Below are 17399 nucleotides of genomic sequence, written 5' to 3' on the forward strand. Positions count from 1 at the left end.
TGAAAGTGGGCGCGAGCCCACTCGGAAAATCGCCTGCTTCGCTACAGAATCAGCTCCCCTCGAGGAAGCTCTTCAGCTTGTCGGAACGGCTCGGATGGCGCAGCTTGCGCAGTGCCTTCGCCTCGATCTGACGGATACGCTCGCGGGTCACGTCAAACTGCTTGCCGACTTCTTCCAGCGTGTGGTCGGTGCTCATTTCGATACCGAAGCGCATGCGCAGCACCTTGGCTTCGCGCGGCGTCAGCGAATCGAGCACGTCCTTCACCACGCCGCGCATGGAGCCATGCAGCGCCGCTTCGGCCGGGGCCAGCGTGTTCGTGTCCTCGATGAAATCGCCCAGATGGGAGTCGTCGTCGTCACCGATCGGCGTTTCCATGGAGATCGGCTCCTTCGCGATCTTCATGATCTTGCGGATCTTGTCTTCCGGCATCTCCATCTTCTCGGCCAGCGTTGCCGGATCCGGCTCGTTGCCGGTTTCCTGCAGAATCTGACGCGAGATGCGGTTCATCTTGTTGATCGTCTCGATCATGTGCACCGGAATACGGATGGTGCGTGCCTGGTCGGCGATCGAACGCGTGATGGCCTGACGGATCCACCACGTGGCGTACGTCGAGAACTTGTAGCCGCGACGGTATTCGAACTTGTCCACCGCCTTCATCAGGCCGATGTTGCCTTCCTGGATCAGGTCGAGGAACTGCAGACCGCGGTTCGTGTACTTCTTGGCGATCGAGATCACCAGACGCAGGTTGGCCTCGGTCATCTCGCGCTTGGCTTCACGGGCACGGCGCTCGCCTTCCGACATCTTGCGGTTGACGTCCTTCAGCTCGGTCAGCGGCAGCACCACGCGCGCCTGCAGGTCGATCAGCTTTTGCTGCAGTTCGTGCACGGCCGGCACATTGCGCTCGACGATGGTGCTGTACGGCTTGCCATCAGCCACCACGGTCTCGATCCACTTCAGGTTGGTCTCGTTGCCCGGGAAGCGCGCAACGAAGTCGCCGCGCGGCATGCCGCACTTGTCGACCACGATGTTCAGGATGGCGCGCTCGAGCTTGCGCACTTCGTCCACCTGGCCGCGCAGCGTGTCGCACAGGCGCTCGACGTTGCGTGCCGTGAAGCGGATCGTCATCAGCTCGGCCTGGATGGCTTCCTGTGCCTTCACGTAAGGCTTGGACTTGTAGCCTTCCTTCTCGAACGCACGACGCATCTTGTCGAACTGCTCGCCGATCACACCAAACTTGACCAGCGCAGCCTGCTTGAGCTCTTCGAGTTGGCGGGCCGAGGCTGCGGCAGCGCCGGCGCCTTCATCGTCCTCGTCTTCCTCTTCGTCGACCTCTTCTGCGGCTTCCTCTTCCTCGAATTCCTCTTCTTCCTCAGCAGCAGCGGCTGCATCGGCTTCAGCGTTCGGGTCGATCAAGCCATCGATGTACTCGTCGATCTTGGCTTCATCGTTGGCAACGCGCTCGCCCATGGCGAGGATTTCAGAGATGGTGACCGGGCACGCCGAGATGGCCATGACCATGTCCTTCAGGCCGGCTTCAATGCGCTTGGCGATCACGATTTCGCCTTCGCGCGTCAGCAGCTCGACCGTGCCCATTTCGCGCATGTACATGCGGACCGGGTCGGTCGTGCGGCCGAATTCGGAGTCAACCGTCGACAGCGCGGCTTCAGCTTCTTCTTCAGCCTCTTCTTCCGTGGTCACGGAAGGTGCGTTGTCGTTCAGGAGCAGCGTTTCAGCGTCCGGCGCCTGCTCGTACACGGCAACGCCGATGTCGTTGAGCGTGGCGACCAACGTTTCCAGCGACTCCACGTCGACCATGTCGTCGGGGAGGTGGTCGTTGATTTCGGCGTAGGTCAGGTAGCCGCGCGATTTGCCCAGCTTGATCAGCGCCTTGAGCTTCTGGCGGCGAGCCTCGAGCTCTTCTTCCGAACCGCCTTGCTGCGAGGCAGCGAATTCCTTGAGCAGGGCTTTTTCCTTGGCCTTGCGGTCACGGGCCTTCAGCTTTTCGGTTTTCGGTGCCGGAGCGGCGGGGGTGTCAAATTCTTCAGTCACGTCCGTGCTGCTGTCGTCGTCTGCCTGCGTCTCTGCCTTGGGCTTGCGGCCGCGCTTCTTGGGCTCGGCTGCTGCCTCGGCGCGGGGCGCGGGAGGAGTTGTGGGGGTGGCCTCTGCCTGGGCGGTGCGCTTGGTGTCTTCCGCGGTTGCCTTGGCTGGCTTGGCTGCGGTGCTGGTACGAGCAGTACCCGTCTTGGTTGCGCTTGCGCTGGCAGTGGTCTGCTTGCTCTCGACTTCGGTAACTTTCGATTTCGCCACGGTGGTTGTCTTGCCCTTGAGTGCGACGGAAGCGGCTGTGCCGCCAGGTCTGGCGCTCGTGCTCATCGACGTCGAGACCTTGCCTGAGGTTGAAGATTGGATCGCGCCCTTTGTGCGCGCTGTCGATTTGACAGTCTTGGCGGCGACAGCGATATCGGCGGTCTGGCGCGGCTGGGTTTTCCCCGTCTTTGCCGGCGCAGTGGCCTTCACTCCTGTCGATCCTGCCTGCCCCATATGGGTCCGACCATTCGCGACTTTCGCCGTTCCCGCTGGGGTCTTTCCTCCTCCCGAGCCGCGCGCCGATGAGGATCGCTTGGCAGAATCAGAAGCAGGACTGGCCTTGGAACCGGCCTTCGCGGAGGTCTTCACCTTCACCATGGGCACGCTCACTCCCCCAAAAATGGGAAAAAGGACTTGCAATCCAAACCGGCTATTCTAGCACGCCAGACCAAGCCGGTCTAAACGAAAATCGGGTTTTCGCCTGAAAAATCAAGGGGCTACCCGCAATTGCCCGCCCAGCTTGGCGGTTGGCTCTGCAGCCCATGCACTACACGAGCTGTCGACGGCGGCTGATTTCGCCCACGAGCCAGCGCAGGCGCTCCTTGTCTTCGTCGCCGGCATGGCCGGCTTCCATCTTGCGCTGCAACATCTCCAGCTCGCGCTTGAGTGGCTCGGCGAGCATCTTTTGCACGGCGGTATCGAATTCGGAAATGGCCGGCTCCAGTTCAATGTCATCCTGGAGAACGGCGGTACGCAGCGCGGCAAAAGCTTCGGCCTGGGGCGTCTGACCAAGTCGCTCGACAAAGGCCCCGAAGTGCACTTCCGGACCGACAGCATCGCATTCGGCCAGCAAACCCGCCAACACCTCACCTTGGGGCAATTGTGGCGCAGTCAACTGCGTGCGGGCATCGGCGTCGAGCCGGGCGGCCAGTGCGGGATAGCGCATGAGCAGGCGAAGCACCTTTTGCTCCAACGCGGTGGGTGCAGTGCGCGCCACGCGCGGGCGCTTTTGTGTCATGCGGCCCGCTTGGGCCGGGTCGCTGCGAAGGCCGCATAGCGCTTCGATGTCGGCGGGCGTGGTGCCTGTCATGTCGGCTAGGCCGCGCACGATCTGGAGGCGCAGGCCGCCGGCAGGCATGGCACTCAGCAGCGGCTTGGCTTCGTATTGCGCGCGGGCACGACCCTCGGGTTGACGCATGTCGAGGTCTTCCGTCACGGCCTGCAGCAGGAAGCGCGACAGCGGCATCGCGTTGTGCACTTCACGGGCGAAGGCCTCGGTGCCCTCTTCCCGCACGAAGCTATCCGGATCATGCTCAGAGGGCAGGAAGAGAAACTTGATCGTCTTGTTGTCGGTAGCGTGCGGCAGGCACGCTTCGAGCGCACGACGTGCAGCACGGCGCCCCGCACTGTCCCCGTCGAACGAGAAGATGACGGTATCGACCTGCCGCAGCAGCTTCTGCACGTGGACGGGCGTGCAGGCCGTGCCCAGTGTGGCCACCGCATTGGCAAACCCCAGCTGCGCCAGCGCGACGACGTCCATATAGCCTTCCACGACCAACACATAGTCGAACTCGCGGATGGCGTTGCGCGCCTCGAACAGGCCGTACAGCTCGGTGCCCTTGCTGAACAGCGGCGTTTCGGGGGAGTTGAGATATTTCGGCTCGCCCTGCCCCAACACCCGGCCGCCAAAGCCGATCACCACGCCCTTGGTATTGCGGATGGGGAACATGATGCGATCGCGAAAGCGGTCGTACCGGCGGTGCGAGCCATCGGCGCTGGTCTTCTCGCTTTCGATGACGAGCCCGGCCTCGATAAGCGGTGCGGCGGTGGCGTCTTCGCGATACGGACCGAACACGGCTTCAAGCGATTGCCAATCGTCCGGCGCATAGCCGAGGCCGAAGTGCGCGGCAATCTCGCCAGTCAGTCCGCGGCCTTTGAGGTATTGGATGGCGTTGGGTGCACTGCGCAGTTGCTTGCGGTAGTGCTCGCAGGCGCGGGCCATGACGTCGCCCAGTGCGACAGTCTTGGCTTGCTGCTCGGCGCGGGCAGCGGGCGGCAAGCCACCGCGCTCTTCGGGCACCACCATGCCGACGGACTGCGCGAGGTCCTTGATGGCCTCGACGTACGATTGCCCGGAAAACTCCATCAGGAAGCCGATGGCCGAGCCGTGCGCGCCGCAGCCGAAGCAGTGATAGAACTGCTTGGTGGGCGACACCGAGAACGACGGCGACTTCTCGTTATGGAACGGGCACAGTCCCATGAAGTTGGCGCCGCCCTTCTTCAACTGCACGTAGCGGCCCACCACGTCGACGATATCGACGCGGTTGAGCAGATCGTCAATGAACGGCTGCGGGATCACGCGGGGTGCGCCCCTTGGATGCTACGACTGTGGAGGGGATTCAGGCGCCCGCCAGGGCGGCCTTTACGCGTGCCGAGACTTGCGTCATGTCGGCGCGGCCAGCCAGGGCCGGCTTGAGGATGCCCATCACCTTGCCCATGTCTTGCGGGCCAGCTGCGCCGGCCTTGGCCACGGCGTCACGCACCGCGGCGTCGACTTCGGCTTCCGACAGTTGCGCGGGCATATAGACCTGCAGCACGGCCACCTCTGCCGCTTCCTTGGCGACGAGATCGTCACGGCCGGCTTGCTCGAATGCGGTGATCGAATCCTTGCGCTGCTTGAGCATCTTGTCGATCACGGCCAGCACGGCAGCATCATCCAGTTCGATGCGCTCATCCACCTCGCGCTGCTTGATGGCAGCCTGCAACAGACGGATCGTGCCCAGACGATCTGCTTCCTTGGCACGCATGGCGGCCTTCATGTCTTCCGTGATCTGTGCCTTGAGGGACAACTGCGACATTCTGAACTCCGATAAACGGCAAAACCCGCTTGGACGGTGGGCCCAGCGGGTTGCAAACTTTGAAAATGGATCACTGATCGTAGCACAGAACCCAAACAGTTCCAGGACCGATCCGTGGGGGATCAGCGGGCGGAGGCAGCCTCCCCCGCCGCCACGGCCGAGGCCCAGGCCCACTGGAAGTTGTAGCCGCCAAGCCAGCCCGTCACGTCGACCACCTCGCCAATGAAGTACAGGCCCGGCGCAGATTGCGCCTCCATGGTGGCGGAGGACAGCGCCCGCGTGTCGACCCCGCCGCGCGTCACTTCAGCCTTGCGATAGCCTTCACTGCCGGAAGGTGTCAGCTCCCAGCGGTTCAGCGCGCCGCCCAGCACGCGCAGCACCTTGTCCGGCAACTCGGCAATCGGCGCATGTGGGTTGGCACCGTGCGTGGCGCACCACGCCTGCGCGACGCGTTCCGGCAAGCGCTGCGCCAGCACCGTCCCGAGCTGCTTGCGTGAGCCCGACTTCTCATCGCACAGCCACTGCGCGGCGTCAGCGTCCGGCAGCAGATCGATGACAAGCGGCTGACCCGAATTCCAGAAGCTGGAGATCTGCAGCACGGCTGGGCCGGACAGCCCGCGATGGGTAAGCAGCAAGTCTTCGCGGAACGTCGTTGCGCTGCCCTTGCGACCGCCCTTGCCCGCAGGCTGCTCAACGGTCACATCCACTTCCATCGACACGCCGGACAATGCCGAGAACGGCGCCCAATGCTCGGCATTGAAGGTGAGCGGCACCAATGCCGGATGCGTCTCAACGATCTTCAAACCAAACTGCCGGGCAATGCGATACCCGAAATCCGTCGCGCCGATCTTGGGGATGGACAGGCCGCCCGTGGCGATCACCACCTTGTTGGCGACGATCTCACCCGCGCTGGTCGACAGACGATATGCGTCGCCGTCCTTGCCGATTTCAGCGATGGAGCAGCCGGTTCGCCAGGTCACATTGCCCCGCTCGCATTCCGTTTCGAGCATGCGGATGATGTCTTCCGCGCTGTCGTCGCAGAAAAGCTGGCCCTTGTGCTTCTCGTGATACGGAATGCGGTAGCTGGAAACCAGACTGACAAAATCCTGGGCTGTGTACCGCGCGAGCGCCGAGCGGCTGAAGTGCGGGTTGCTCGACAGATAGTTGGCCGGCCCGGCGTTGACGTTGGTGAAGTTGCAGCGCCCGCCGCCGGAGATGCGGATTTTCTCGGCCAGCTTCGTCGCGTGATCGATCAGCACAACGCGGGCCCCGCGCTGCCCGGCCACAGCCGCGCACATCATCCCGGCCGCGCCCGCGCCGATCACCGCTACATCACACCGCATCATGATGGCTGCGCCGCCCTATTCTTGAAGAAACCGCGCATTTTAACTTGTGCTATCTTCGGCGGCCTTCCCATTGCAATTCCTCACTCCCGCTTGCCATGCTGGTCCTCGGCATCGAATCCTCCTGTGACGAAACCGGCGTCGCCCTGTACGACACGGCGGCTGGCCTGCGTGCGCATGCGCTTTATTCGCAGATCGCCATGCACCGCGAATATGGCGGTGTGGTGCCCGAGCTGGCCTCGCGCGATCACATCCGCCGCGTGATTCCGCTGCTCGAAGAGGTGCTCGGCAAGGCCGGCGCCGCGCGCGCGGACATCGACGCCATTGCCTATACAAAAGGCCCGGGGCTTGCCGGCGCGCTGTTGGTGGGCGCTTCCGTGGCGAATGCGCTGGCGTTCGCGCTCGGCAAACCGCTGGTGGGCGTGCATCACCTGGAGGGGCATCTGCTTTCGCCCCTGCTGGAGGCAGACCGGCCTGAGTTTCCGTTCCTGGCCCTGCTCGTCTCGGGCGGGCATACGCAGCTGATGCGCGTCGATGGCGTCGGCCAATACACGCTGCTTGGCGAAACACTCGACGACGCCGCCGGCGAAGCCTTCGACAAGACCGCCAAGCTGCTTGGCCTCGGATACCCGGGCGGCCCTGCCGTCTCGCGCCTGGCCGAATTCGGCAACCCGGGCGTATTCGACCTGCCTCGGCCGATGCTCCATTCGGGCAACTTCGATTTCTCGTTCGCGGGCCTCAAGACCGCGGTGCTCACGCAAGTTCGCAAGCTCAACCTGACCGACAGCGAGACTTGCTACCAGCCGCGCGCCGACCTTGCACGCGCGTTTGTCGACGCCATCGTCGAAGTGCTCGTCAAGAAGACGCTGCGCGCGGCACGCGAACATGGCCTCAAGCGCATCGTCGTGGCGGGTGGCGTGGGCGCCAACCGCCAGTTGCGCGATGGCCTGAACGCCGAGGGCAAAAAGCGCGGCCTGCGCGTCTATTACCCCGACCTGCAGTTCTGCACCGACAACGGCGCCATGATTGCCTTTGCCGGGGCGATGCGGCTGCAGGCCGACCCCACCCAGGTGCAGGACGGCTACGGCTACGGCGTGACACCACGCTGGGACCTCGAAGACATCCGTATCCAGCAAGCATGAAAAAAGCCGCTCGGTTGAGCGGCTTTTTCTTTGTGCACAGCGTCGATTATTTATCGGTGCGCTTGTCGCGCTCGATCAGCGCATAAGCGCTGTGGTTGTGGATCGACTCGAAGTTCTCGGCTTCCAGCGTGTAGGCGACGATGCGGTCGTCCTGGTTCAGGCGCATGGCGATATCGCGCACCAGGTCTTCCACAAACTTCGGGTTTTCGTACGCACGCTCGGTCACGAACTTCTCGTCCGGGCGCTTAAGCAGGCCCCACAGTTCGCACGATGCTTCCTCTTCGGCCATGCGAATCAGCGATTCGACCGGCGTATCGGCGGCCAGCTCGGCGTCGATCGTGATGTGCGAGCGCTGATTGTGCGCGCCGTATTGCGAGATCTTCTTCGAGCACGGGCACAGGCTCGTCACGGGCACCAGCGCCTTGACACGGACCGTAGTGTGGCCATCGCGCACTTCGCCAATCATCGTCACTTCATAGTCCATCAGCGATTGCACGCCCGACACCGGGGCGGTCTTGCTGACGAAATACGGGAAGTGGACTTCGATGCGGCCGGCGTCGGCTTCGAGCTTCTCCAGCATCTTTTCCAGCAGCAACTGGAACTGCGCCAGATTCAACGGCTCGCGCTCTTCTTCGAGCAGCGCGACGAAGCGCGACATGTGCGTGCCCTTCTGGTCAGCCGGAAGATGCACATCGAGGTTGTACGTGCCGACGGTGTTCTGCACGCCCGAGGGGGTCTGCAGCGACATCGGGTAACGCACGCCGCGCACGCCAACGCGCTGAATGGGGATCTGGCGGGTATCGTGGCTGGACTGCACGTCCGGCATCGCGAAAGCTGGGTTCATATCGTTCATGATCGGTTTCCTTTACGGTCGCCCGGCCATCGCAGTCGGCCGGTACGCAACGAGTGTGAAACCGCGGAACCTGGCTGACGGTGACCACCCCTCAAGTGATCGAATCGGCCAATCCCGCGACTGCGCACACAATTCACAAATAAGACTGGCGGAGTGTAAAAGAAATTTCCTACCTCTGCAGTCAACTACTCATACCCGTGGATGCAATACGGGTGATTGATTCTGCCTATGGCTCGAAAGCCAAAGTGCCTCAGGCGACGCGCGGGGCTGCCGCGCGCGGTTGTACGGCAAAACGCTCGCGGATGGAGGCGAGGATGCCGTTGGCATCCAGCCCGCATTGCGCCAGCAGCGCAGCATGATCGCCGTGGTCGACAAAGCGGTCGGGCAGGCCGAGCTGCAGCACCGGCGTAGCGACACCTGCGGCAGCCAGCGCTTCTAGGCAGGCGCTGCCTGCACCGCCCATCACGCAGCCTTCCTCCACGGTGACCACGTAATCGTGCGTGCGGGCCATTTCGAGCACGCAGGCCACATCGAGCGGCTTGACGAAGCGCATGTTGACGACGGTCGCGTCCAAACGCTCAGCCGCTGCCGAAGCCGGGGCAACCATTGAGCCAAACGCCAGAATCGCCACGCGCTGGCCTGCCGGAGCCGTGGAAGCGCGACGCACTTCGGCCTTGCCCAACGGCAGGGGCTCCAGCGTCGGCTGCACGGTCACGCCCGTGCCGGCACCACGCGGATAGCGCACTGCTGTCGGGCAATCCTGCGCGAACGCGGTGCTCAACAGCTGGCGGCATTCGTTCTCGTCGGCCGGCGTCATCACCATCATGTTGGGGATGCAACGCAGGTAGGCAATGTCATAAGCCCCTGCGTGCGTGGCGCCGTCCGCACCGACCAGACCGGCGCGGTCCAGCGCAAACACCACCGGCAGGTTCTGAAGTGCGACGTCGTGGATCAACTGGTCATAGCCACGCTGCAGGAACGTCGAATAGATGGCGACGACAGGCTTCAACCCCTCGCACGCCAAGCCGCCTGCAAAGGTGACGGCGTGCTGCTCGGCGATGCCGACGTCGTAATAGCGGTCCGGAAAGCGCTGTTCGAACTCCACCATCCCGGAGCCTTCGCGCATGGCCGGCGTGATGCCCACCAGCCGCTTGTCGGCCGCCGACATATCGCACAGCCATTGGCCGAACACTTGCGTGTACGTGACCTTGGCCGGGCGCCCGGAAGGTTTGATGCCCTCTTGCGGGTTGAACTTGCCCGGGCCGTGATAGAGGATCGGATCAGCCTCGGCCAGCTTGTAGCCCTGGCCCTTCTTGGTGACGACGTGGAGAAACTGCGGGCCACCACCTTCGCGTGCGCGCTGGCGGATGTTCAGCAGCGTCGGCACGAGCGATTCGAGATCATGTCCGTCGATCGGGCCGATGTAATTGAAGCCGAACTCCTCGAACATCGTGGCCGGCACGAACATGCCTTTGGTGTGTTCCTCGAAGCGCTTGGCGAACTCCAGCACCGGCGGCGCCACCGACAGCAGCTTTTCCACGCCCTTCTTGGTGGCTGCGTAAAACTGCCCGCTCATCAGCCGCGCCAGATAGCGGTTCAGCGCCCCCACCGGTGGCGAAATCGACATGTCGTTGTCATTCAGCACGACCACCAGCGGCAGGTCTTTATAGACGCCGGCGTTGTTCATGGCCTCGAAGGCCATGCCGGCGCTCATCGCACCGTCGCCAATCACGGCAATGGCGACGCGGTCTTCACCCTTGGTCTTGGCGCCCAGGGCCATGCCCAGCGCAGCCGAAATCGACGTGGACGAGTGCGCAGTGCCGAACGTGTCGTACGGGCTCTCGCTGCGGCGCGGGAAGCCGGAGATGCCGTCCAACTGGCGTAGCGAGCCCATCTGGTCGCGGCGGCCCGTCAGGATCTTGTGCGGATAGCTCTGGTGGCCGACGTCCCACACGATGCGGTCTTCCGGCGTGTTGAAAACGTAGTGCAGCGCGATTGTCAGTTCGACCGTGCCCAGGTTCGACGACAGGTGCCCGCCCGTTTGAGAGACGGAATCGAGCACGAAGGCGCGCAGCTCGTTGGCCAGCGGCCCGAGTTGGCGGCGGTCCAGTCGGCGCAGGTCGGCCGGATCGTCGATGGTGTTCAGAAGTTCGTACGTCATGTGGGACCGCCGCTCAGGCGTTTTGGCAAAGACTTCTACCGTCTGTGCAATGTTGTTCAGTGGCCACGCCGCACGATCAGGTCGGCCATTTCGACCAATCGATCGGTACGGGCTTTGCCCGATTCGCGGGCAAGTTGGGCAACCGCCGCACCCGCTGCGGCGTGCAGCTCGTCGGCCAGTGCCCGGGCCTTGTCAAGCCCGAGGATGGACACGTAAGTCGGCTTGTCGTTGGCCTCGTCCTTGCCAGCGGTTTTGCCCAGCGTGGCGGTATCGGCGGTCACATCGAGGATGTCGTCGACCACCTGGAACGCGAGACCGACCGCGCCGGCATAAGCATCAACCTGCTCCAAGGCTGCGGCATTCACGCCAGCACAGAGCGCGCCCATCCGCAGACTCGCCCGCAGCAAGGCACCGGTCTTCATGCGATGCATTGCCTCCAATTCGTCCTGAGACAGCGCAATGCCGACGCTTTGCAGATCGATCGCCTGACCGCCCGCCATGCCGAGCGAACCGGAAGCGCGCGCCAATTCAGCCACCAACACTGCACGCGTCGCCGGGCTCACCGCGCCCAACTCCGCCAGCACGATGAACGCCTGCGTCTGCAAGGCATCACCCACCAGCAGGGCCGTCGCTTCATCATAGGCGCGATGTACGGTCGGGCGGCCCCGGCGCAGGTCGTCGTCGTCCATGCACGGCATGTCGTCGTGAACAAGCGAATAGGCGTGGATCATCTCCACCGCGCAGCTTACGCCGTCGAGTGCCTCAGGCGATGCGTCGCCCAGCGCACCGGCGGCGTGCGCCAACAATGGGCGCACACGCTTGCCCGCACCCAGCGTGGCGTAGCGCATGGCGGCATGCAGGCGTTGCGGCGAGACGGTTTCGGCCGGCAGCGCGCGCTCAAGCGCGCTTTCCGTGCGCGCGACCACAGACGCCATCCATTCGGCGAAATCACTCATGCATCGCCCTGCTCGTTCGCGCTGCTGTCGTCGGATAACGGCTTCAGGGCATCGCCATCAAGCACGCGCACCTGCTGCTCGACGCGTTCCAGCACCTGCTGACAGTATTTGACCAGCTCCGCCCCGCGTCGATAGGCCGCAAGCGAGGCTTCCAGCGGCAATTCACCGGATTCCATGCTGGCGACGAGGGTTTCGAGTTCCGCCATGGCCGCTTCATAGGAAGCGGGCGTAGCAGAGGGAGTGGTGGACGCGCTGCTGGAGGCGTCGTTTGAGGCACGGGGCATGCCGATTGCGAATCAGAAAAGGACAATCTGGCATTTTACGGCAATTCCGCGTGCGCTCCGCGCACATCCCGCAAGGGGCGGGATAGCGGTTTGCGGTGACAAGGCAGGGCATCGTCAGCCCGGCGATCGCGTGACTGGAAGCGGAAAGGGTTCGAAAATCAGGGACTTATCAATTTCTCTGGGGTACAATCGCCCCCTTTCCTCCAAAGGCCGGGCCGGTGTACGCCGCTCCGCACGATGGTTTGGGTCTGTTGGCCCATTGAACGTATGGTCGTTGGCCCAAGCGGGGGCCAGCAAGCGCTCGTTTCCTACCTCAACAGACCCTAGGCCACCTGCCGATGGCGTCCTTTCCCAAATCGATCTTGTCGATGGTTGGGTTGTTCACTGCTTTCACCGTTATTGGGAGTGGGGATAATGTCCAATCTCAGCGCCGCACTGAATTTAGTGCCGTCTGAAACCCAGTTGCCCGTCTCTGCTTACTTCGACGAGGCGCTGTATCAAACTGAAATCGAACGTCTGTTCAAACATGGCCCCGGTTACGTCGGCCATGAGTTGATGGTCCCGGAAGTTGGCGACTATCACACGCTTGCTGCCGAGGCCGAAGGCCGCGTGCTGGTGCGCAACCCGAACGGCGTCGAACTGCTCTCCAATGTGTGCCGGCATCGGCAGGCAATCATGCTCAATGGGCGCGGCAATGCCCAGAACATCGTCTGCCCGCTGCATCGCTGGACATACGACCTGCAGGGCGACCTGCTGGGCGCACCGCACTTCGAGAAGCAACCATGCGTGCGTCTGTCCCGCTCACCTCTGCAGAACTGGAATGGTCTGCTCTTCGAGGGTAAGCGCGATGTGCGCGAAGACCTCGCCCGCCTGGGCGTGGCGCGCGATCTCGACTTCTCCGGCTACATGCTCGACCACGTCGAGGTGCACGACTGCAACTACAACTGGAAGACCTTCATCGAGGTGTACCTCGAGGACTACCACGTCGTGCCCTTCCACCCAGGCCTGGGCCAGTTCGTCTCGTGTGACGACCTGGAATGGGAATTTGGCGAGTGGCACAGCGTGCAGACGGTCGGCATCCACGCGAATTTGCGCAAACCGGGCACGCCGGCATACCAGAAGTGGCATGACGCCGTACTGCGCTTCAACAACGGCGAGATGCCGAAGTACGGCGCGGTGTGGCTCACGTATTACCCGAACGTGATGGTCGAGTGGTATCCGAACGTCCTCGTGGTGTCGACGCTGCATCCGATGGGCCCGACCAAGACGCGCAACGTGGTCGAGTTCTACTATCCGGAAGAGATCGTGCTGTTTGAGCGCGAATTCGTTGAAGCCGAGCGCGCCGCCTACATGGAAACGTGCATCGAGGACGACGAGATCGCCGAGCGCATGGACGCCGGACGCCTCGCCCTGCTCAAGCGCGGCACCAGCGAAGTTGGCCCGTACCAATCGCCCATGGAAGACGGCATGCAGCACTTCCACGAGTGGTATCGACGCGTGATGGACTACTAGGCGACGACTGAAGGTAGGCATCCGCCGGCTTCCGCGTCACAATAGGAACGGTGCAGCCCTCACAGGCCGCACCGTTTTTTTTCGCCCTCGCCCCTCGCCATGCCTGCCGACACTGCTACCGCTGCTCAGACTGCCGCCCAGACGGCCGACAGCTCCTCTCGCCAATCGCTGTGGATGATCCTTGCCGCATTCGCCTTCTCGGCGATGGGCGTGTGCGTAAAACTGGCCTCGGCGCATTACAGCACCGGCGAGATCGTGTTCTACCGCAGCGTGATCGGCATGACGCTGATGGGCGCCATCCTGGCCAAGACCGGCGCGGGCATCCGCACGCCCTACCTCATGGCGCACATCAAGCGCAGCGTGTTCGGCGTGACGTCTCTCCTGCTGTGGTTCACGTCGATCAGCCTGCTGCCGCTGGCGACGGCCATGACGCTGAACTACATGTCGCCGGTGTGGATTGCACTGATCATCGGCGCGGGTGCGGCAATGGCCGGCAAAGCCGCGGGCGCCGACAAGAAAATGGTGGTTGCAATCCTGATGTCGTTTGTCGGTGTGCTGTGCCTGCTGCAACCGAGCGTGGGCGGCGGGCCATCTCAACTTGCCGGCGGCATGGTGGGGCTTGTGTCGGGCGTGTTCACGGCCCTCGCCTATGTGGAGGTCCGCCAACTGGGCGACCTGGGCGAGAACGAGGCACGCATCGTGTTCTATTTTTCTCTGGTAAGCGCGATTGCCGGCGGCGTCTGGATGCTGATCGGCGGCGCGCAGCCCCATACGTGGCACAGCGCCAGCCTGTTGCTGGCGGTCGGGCTTCTGGCCACGCTGGGCCAGACCGCCATGACGCGTGCCTACAAACGCGGTAACACGCTGCTGACTGCTAACCTGCAATACACCGGCATCGTCTTTGCGAGCGGGTGGGGTATGTTGCTGTGGAATGACCACCTGAACGCGCTGTCGTGGGCGGGCATGGCACTCATCATCGGCAGCGGCATCGTGACTACCGTCATGCGCGCCCGTCAGTCGGGCACCGAGCATCCGACGCCGCAGACAGCCGTGTCCGGCCCGGAAGCCGAGATTCACCCGGAAATTTGATCGACCCAGGAGATTGCCGCCATGAGCGAACGCGCTCACTACGCCACCCTCATCACCGCACCGCAACTGGCCGCACTGCAGCAGGGCGCGCCCGAAGCGGTGGTCGTCATTGACTGCAGTTTTGACCTCGCCAACCCTGCCGCTGGGCGCGATGCGTATCACGCCAGCCATGTGCCCGGCGCCTTCTACATGCACCTCGACAACGAACTGTCGGGCCCCAAAACCGGCACGAACGGCCGCCACCCGCTGCCCGATGCAGAAGCGCTGGTTGCGCGCCTGCAGGCACTGGGCGTCAACGACGACACGCAAGTCGTCGCATATGACCGCCAGGGCAGCATGTACGCCGCGCGCCTGTGGTGGCTGCTGCGCTGGGTCGGCCATACCGATGCGGCCGTGCTAGATGGCGGCCTGCAGGCCTGGGAAGCCGCGCACTTCCCCATCGACCAGATCGTGCCCGAAGAACCGCAGCTCAACGCCACGCCCGGCAACATCACGCGCAAGCCGTCGCTCGTGCAGATGGTGACTGCGGATATCGTGCAGAAATACCTGGGCCACGCCGACAAGCCCGTCGTCGATGCCCGCGCCCCCGACCGCTACCGTGGCGAGAACGAAACGCTCGACCCCGTTGGCGGCCACATCCCGGGCGCACGCAATCGCTTCTTCCGCGACAACCTGCAGGCTGACGGCACGTTCAAGCCTGCGGAACAATTGCGTGCCGAGTTTGATGGCGTGCTGGCCGGTGCCCGGCCGCAAGACGCGACGCTGCAATGTGGCTCTGGCGTAACCGCCTGCCACAACGCATTGGCCATGGAGATCGCCGGCCTGACGGGCGCAGCGCTCTACGCCGGCTCGTGGAGCGAGTGGTGCAGCGACCCATCGCGCCCCGTGGCGACGGGGCCGAATCCGTAATCTGCGAATCTGGCGTGCAGCAAAAAGCCCGGCATCAACCGGGCTTTTTTTTCTTGAAGCGAATGCGGCACCTCAGTGCGCGTGACCGTGCAAACCTTCGGTCAGCAGAAAGATCATCGCGATGCCCGCTGCAATCAATGCGACCTGCACCGCCGATTCCTGCCAGCGCGGCCGGCGCTTCATCTGCGGCATCAGATCGCACACGGCGATGTAAATGAAACTGCTCGACGCCACCACCAGCACGTATGGAATCCACGACGTCAGGCGGTCCAGCAAGTAGTAGCCGAGCACCGCGCCCACCAGCGCGCAAACACTGCAGAGCAGGTTGTAGACAAAGGCGCGCGTCTTGGTGAACCCGGCGTTGAGCAGCACCATAAAGTCGCCGATCTCTTGCGGAATCTCGTGTGCGGCAATCGCCAGCGCGGTGACGATGCCTACCTTGGTGTCCGCCAGGAACGCCGCCGCAATGACGATGCCGTCCGAAAAGTTATGCAAGCCATCGCCCACCAGGATCATCAGGCCGCTGCGGCCAGCTTCCTGCCTGTCATGGCCGTGGTGATGTCCGTGACCATCGCCCTCGTGATGGTGTGAATGGCGGATCAGCGAGATCTTTTCCAGCAGGAAGAAACCCAACAACCCGGCCAGCAACGTGGCGAACAACGCATGCGTGTTGGGCTCGATACCGCGATGCGATTCGAACGCCTCCGGCAGCGAATGCAGCAGCGACGTGGCCAGCAGCACGCCCACCGAAAAGCTGACCATCCGATCGACCATGCGCGACAGCACCGTCAATGACAGCACGGCGGCGCCCGCCATGCTGCCGATGCCAGACAGCGCGGTGGCCAAGAGAATGCCTAACAGGGTGGTATCGAAGGTCATGCAGAGGTGACGCAGCGGGAGCCAATAAACGCAACAGAGTTGCAAGAAGGGCGAATTGTATGCCGCTTTATCGACCTTTGCCAGCGCAGCCAAAAGAAAAAGCCCGAGGTAGTTGCTAGGGCCTTTCGTATTCGACGCGTTGAGGTGCTAAACCACGCCGTGATCCTTGAACCAGGCGAGGCACTTCTTCCAGCCATCTTCCGCGTCGGCTTTCACATAGCTCGGGCGGTAATCGGCGTGAAACGCGTGGCCGGAATTCGGGTACACGATGATGCGCGATGCGTGCGCCTTGGGGTTCTTGGACTTTTCCAACGCGGTTTTCATCGTGTCGCGCACGTCTTCCGTGATCACGGTGTCCTTCGCGCCGTAGAGGCCCAGCACGGGCGCCTTCAATTCGTCCACCTTGTCGATGGGCGAAGCCGGTTGCAGCGGATTCGGATTGCCCTTCAGCGGCCCGTACCAAGACACTGCAGCCCTGATGCTGGGATTGCGCTCCGCGGCAAACCAGACGTGACGTCCGCCCCAGCAGAAACCGGTGATGCCTATACGTGCCGCGTCGCCACCGTTTTCCTGAGCCCATGCGATCGTGGCGTCGATATCGCCCGCCACCTGCGAATCCGGCACCTTGGATACCACGTTGGCGACGGCTTCCTGGACCGTGCCGTAAGCACGCGGATCGCCCTGGCGCACAAACAACTCAGGCGCGATCGCCAGATAGCCGAGCTTGGCAAAGCGCCGGCAGATATCGGCAATGTATTCGTGCACGCCAAAGATCTCGCTGACGACAATCACCACCGGAAGCTTCGTCTTGCCTTCTGGCTGGGCGCGATAGGCCGGCATCTTGAAATCGCCGACGAGCACAGTTACCTCGCCCGCCGTCAGCCCGTTGAAATCGGTATGGATCGTCTGCGCAGACACCGGCAGCACCGCAGCCGCAAAGGCCGAGCCCAGTGCCGTCTTCATGAAGCCGCGACGGTCAAAGCTGCGGCCGGGTACCAGGCTCTCCACTTCTGCATCAAGCTGCATCGCACTCTCCTCGCGCCCTCGGGCGGTTACGGTGAACGAAGCGGCTAGTCTACCGAAGCGGTTGCATTGCTGCCGAGCC

At 63.3% G+C, this 17399-nt stretch carries 15 protein-coding genes; 5 read left to right on the forward strand and 10 right to left on the reverse strand.

The window, feature by feature from the left end; translation table 11 throughout:
• Positions 1-49: 49 nt before the first annotated feature.
• On the reverse strand, positions 50-2374 hold the full coding sequence (rpoD, locus tag ACCD03_RS05535) for an RNA polymerase sigma factor RpoD (RefSeq protein ID WP_253538010.1): 2325 nt from the start codon (positions 2372-2374) through the stop codon (positions 50-52).
• On the opposite strand from rpoD, the gene ACCD03_RS05540 reads away from it, so the two are divergent.
• Positions 2367-2747, forward strand: a complete 381-nt coding sequence (locus tag ACCD03_RS05540; RefSeq protein ID WP_253538013.1) for a hypothetical protein — start codon at positions 2367-2369, stop codon at positions 2745-2747. The two genes, rpoD and ACCD03_RS05540, sit on opposite strands and share 8 nt — an antisense overlap.
• Positions 2748-2855: 108 nt before the next feature.
• Here the strand turns inward: ACCD03_RS05540 and dnaG are convergent, their stop codons facing one another.
• The 3 genes from dnaG to ACCD03_RS05555 all read right to left on the reverse strand — a co-directional run bounded on the left by dnaG (position 2856) and on the right by ACCD03_RS05555 (position 6512).
• The gene (gene dnaG / locus ACCD03_RS05545) at positions 2856-4667 is read right to left on the reverse strand and encodes a DNA primase (protein ID WP_253538015.1); all 1812 of its coding nucleotides are present in this window, start codon (positions 4665-4667) and stop codon (positions 2856-2858) included.
• 40 nt (positions 4668-4707) lie between these two features.
• A complete protein-coding gene (locus ACCD03_RS05550) occupies positions 4708-5157 on the reverse strand; it encodes a GatB/YqeY domain-containing protein (protein ID WP_325651908.1) in 450 nt (149 codons plus the stop codon).
• A 131-nt stretch (positions 5158-5288) separates the two neighbouring features.
• Positions 5289-6512, reverse strand: a complete 1224-nt coding sequence (locus tag ACCD03_RS05555) for an NAD(P)/FAD-dependent oxidoreductase (RefSeq protein ID WP_325651821.1) — start codon at positions 6510-6512, stop codon at positions 5289-5291.
• A 95-nt stretch (positions 6513-6607) separates the two neighbouring features.
• Here ACCD03_RS05555 and tsaD point away from each other — a divergent pair, with 95 nt between their 5' ends.
• Positions 6608-7651, forward strand: coding sequence for a tRNA (adenosine(37)-N6)-threonylcarbamoyltransferase complex transferase subunit TsaD (tsaD, locus tag ACCD03_RS05560; RefSeq protein ID WP_325651823.1), 1044 nt, complete (start codon positions 6608-6610; stop codon positions 7649-7651).
• 46 nt (positions 7652-7697) lie between these two features.
• Here the strand turns inward: tsaD and folE2 are convergent, their stop codons facing one another.
• The 4 genes from folE2 to ACCD03_RS05580 all read right to left on the reverse strand — a co-directional run bounded on the left by folE2 (position 7698) and on the right by ACCD03_RS05580 (position 11905).
• The gene (gene folE2, locus ACCD03_RS05565) at positions 7698-8504 is read right to left on the reverse strand and encodes a GTP cyclohydrolase FolE2 (RefSeq protein ID WP_045206059.1); all 807 of its coding nucleotides are present in this window, start codon (positions 8502-8504) and stop codon (positions 7698-7700) included.
• A gap of 250 nt (positions 8505-8754) precedes the next feature.
• Positions 8755-10665, reverse strand: coding sequence for a 1-deoxy-D-xylulose-5-phosphate synthase (gene dxs / locus ACCD03_RS05570; RefSeq protein WP_325651825.1), 1911 nt, complete (start codon positions 10663-10665; stop codon positions 8755-8757).
• A gap of 56 nt (positions 10666-10721) precedes the next feature.
• Positions 10722-11621 carry a farnesyl diphosphate synthase gene (locus ACCD03_RS05575; protein WP_325651827.1) on the reverse strand — a complete coding sequence of 300 codons (900 nt, stop codon included), beginning with the start codon at positions 11619-11621 and terminating at the stop codon, positions 10722-10724.
• A complete protein-coding gene (locus ACCD03_RS05580) occupies positions 11618-11905 on the reverse strand; it encodes an exodeoxyribonuclease VII small subunit (protein ID WP_325651829.1) in 288 nt (95 codons plus the stop codon). Before ACCD03_RS05580 ends, ACCD03_RS05575 begins: the two co-directional genes overlap by 4 nt.
• Before the next feature lie 414 nt (positions 11906-12319).
• Here ACCD03_RS05580 and ACCD03_RS05585 point away from each other — a divergent pair, with 414 nt between their 5' ends.
• From ACCD03_RS05585 to ACCD03_RS05595, 3 genes are all read left to right on the forward strand, one after another.
• A complete protein-coding gene (locus ACCD03_RS05585; RefSeq protein ID WP_325651831.1) occupies positions 12320-13417 on the forward strand; it encodes an aromatic ring-hydroxylating dioxygenase subunit alpha in 1098 nt (365 codons plus the stop codon).
• A 99-nt stretch (positions 13418-13516) separates the two neighbouring features.
• Positions 13517-14506, forward strand: a complete 990-nt coding sequence (locus tag ACCD03_RS05590; RefSeq protein WP_325651833.1) for a DMT family transporter — start codon at positions 13517-13519, stop codon at positions 14504-14506.
• A gap of 21 nt (positions 14507-14527) precedes the next feature.
• Positions 14528-15415, forward strand: a complete 888-nt coding sequence (locus ACCD03_RS05595) for a sulfurtransferase (RefSeq protein WP_325651835.1) — start codon at positions 14528-14530, stop codon at positions 15413-15415.
• A gap of 72 nt (positions 15416-15487) precedes the next feature.
• Here ACCD03_RS05595 and ACCD03_RS05600 read toward each other — a convergent pair whose 3' ends face one another.
• Together ACCD03_RS05600 and ACCD03_RS05605 are read right to left on the reverse strand one after the other, a co-directional pair.
• Complete coding sequence (locus tag ACCD03_RS05600) at positions 15488-16294, reverse strand: ZIP family metal transporter (protein ID WP_045206052.1); 807 nt, start codon at positions 16292-16294, stop codon at positions 15488-15490.
• A gap of 147 nt (positions 16295-16441) precedes the next feature.
• Positions 16442-17320 (reverse strand): dienelactone hydrolase family protein, encoded by an 879-nt coding sequence (locus ACCD03_RS05605; RefSeq protein WP_325651838.1) that lies wholly within the window; start codon positions 17318-17320, stop codon positions 16442-16444.
• Positions 17321-17399: the final 79 nt, after the last annotated feature.

Origin of the sequence: Ralstonia sp. Ralssp135, from assembly GCF_047304345.1 — a bacterium.
GTDB classification, from domain to species: domain Bacteria; phylum Pseudomonadota; class Gammaproteobacteria; order Burkholderiales; family Burkholderiaceae; genus Ralstonia; species Ralstonia chuxiongensis.

Excerpts from the sequence above, each read along its gene's own strand:
- ACCD03_RS05575 (WP_325651827.1), bottom strand. The coding sequence starts at position 11,621 with ATGAGTGATTTCGCCGAATGGATGGCGTCTGTGGTCGCGCGCACGGAA.
- ACCD03_RS05555 (WP_325651821.1), bottom strand. The coding sequence starts at position 6,512 with ATGATGCGGTGTGATGTAGCGGTGATCGGCGCGGGCGCGGCCGGGATG.
- dxs (WP_325651825.1), bottom strand. The coding sequence starts at position 10,665 with ATGACGTACGAACTTCTGAACACCATCGACGATCCGGCCGACCTGCGC.
- ACCD03_RS05600 (WP_045206052.1), bottom strand. The coding sequence starts at position 16,294 with ATGACCTTCGATACCACCCTGTTAGGCATTCTCTTGGCCACCGCGCTG.
- rpoD (WP_253538010.1), bottom strand. The coding sequence starts at position 2,374 with ATGAGCACGAGCGCCAGACCTGGCGGCACAGCCGCTTCCGTCGCACTC.
- ACCD03_RS05590 (WP_325651833.1), top strand. The coding sequence starts at position 13,517 with ATGCCTGCCGACACTGCTACCGCTGCTCAGACTGCCGCCCAGACGGCC.
- ACCD03_RS05605 (WP_325651838.1), bottom strand. The coding sequence starts at position 17,320 with ATGCAGCTTGATGCAGAAGTGGAGAGCCTGGTACCCGGCCGCAGCTTT.
- ACCD03_RS05585 (WP_325651831.1), top strand. The coding sequence starts at position 12,320 with ATGTCCAATCTCAGCGCCGCACTGAATTTAGTGCCGTCTGAAACCCAG.
- tsaD (WP_325651823.1), top strand. The coding sequence starts at position 6,608 with ATGCTGGTCCTCGGCATCGAATCCTCCTGTGACGAAACCGGCGTCGCC.
- folE2 (WP_045206059.1), bottom strand. The coding sequence starts at position 8,504 with ATGAACGATATGAACCCAGCTTTCGCGATGCCGGACGTGCAGTCCAGC.
- ACCD03_RS05580 (WP_325651829.1), bottom strand. The coding sequence starts at position 11,905 with ATGCCCCGTGCCTCAAACGACGCCTCCAGCAGCGCGTCCACCACTCCC.
- ACCD03_RS05595 (WP_325651835.1), top strand. The coding sequence starts at position 14,528 with ATGAGCGAACGCGCTCACTACGCCACCCTCATCACCGCACCGCAACTG.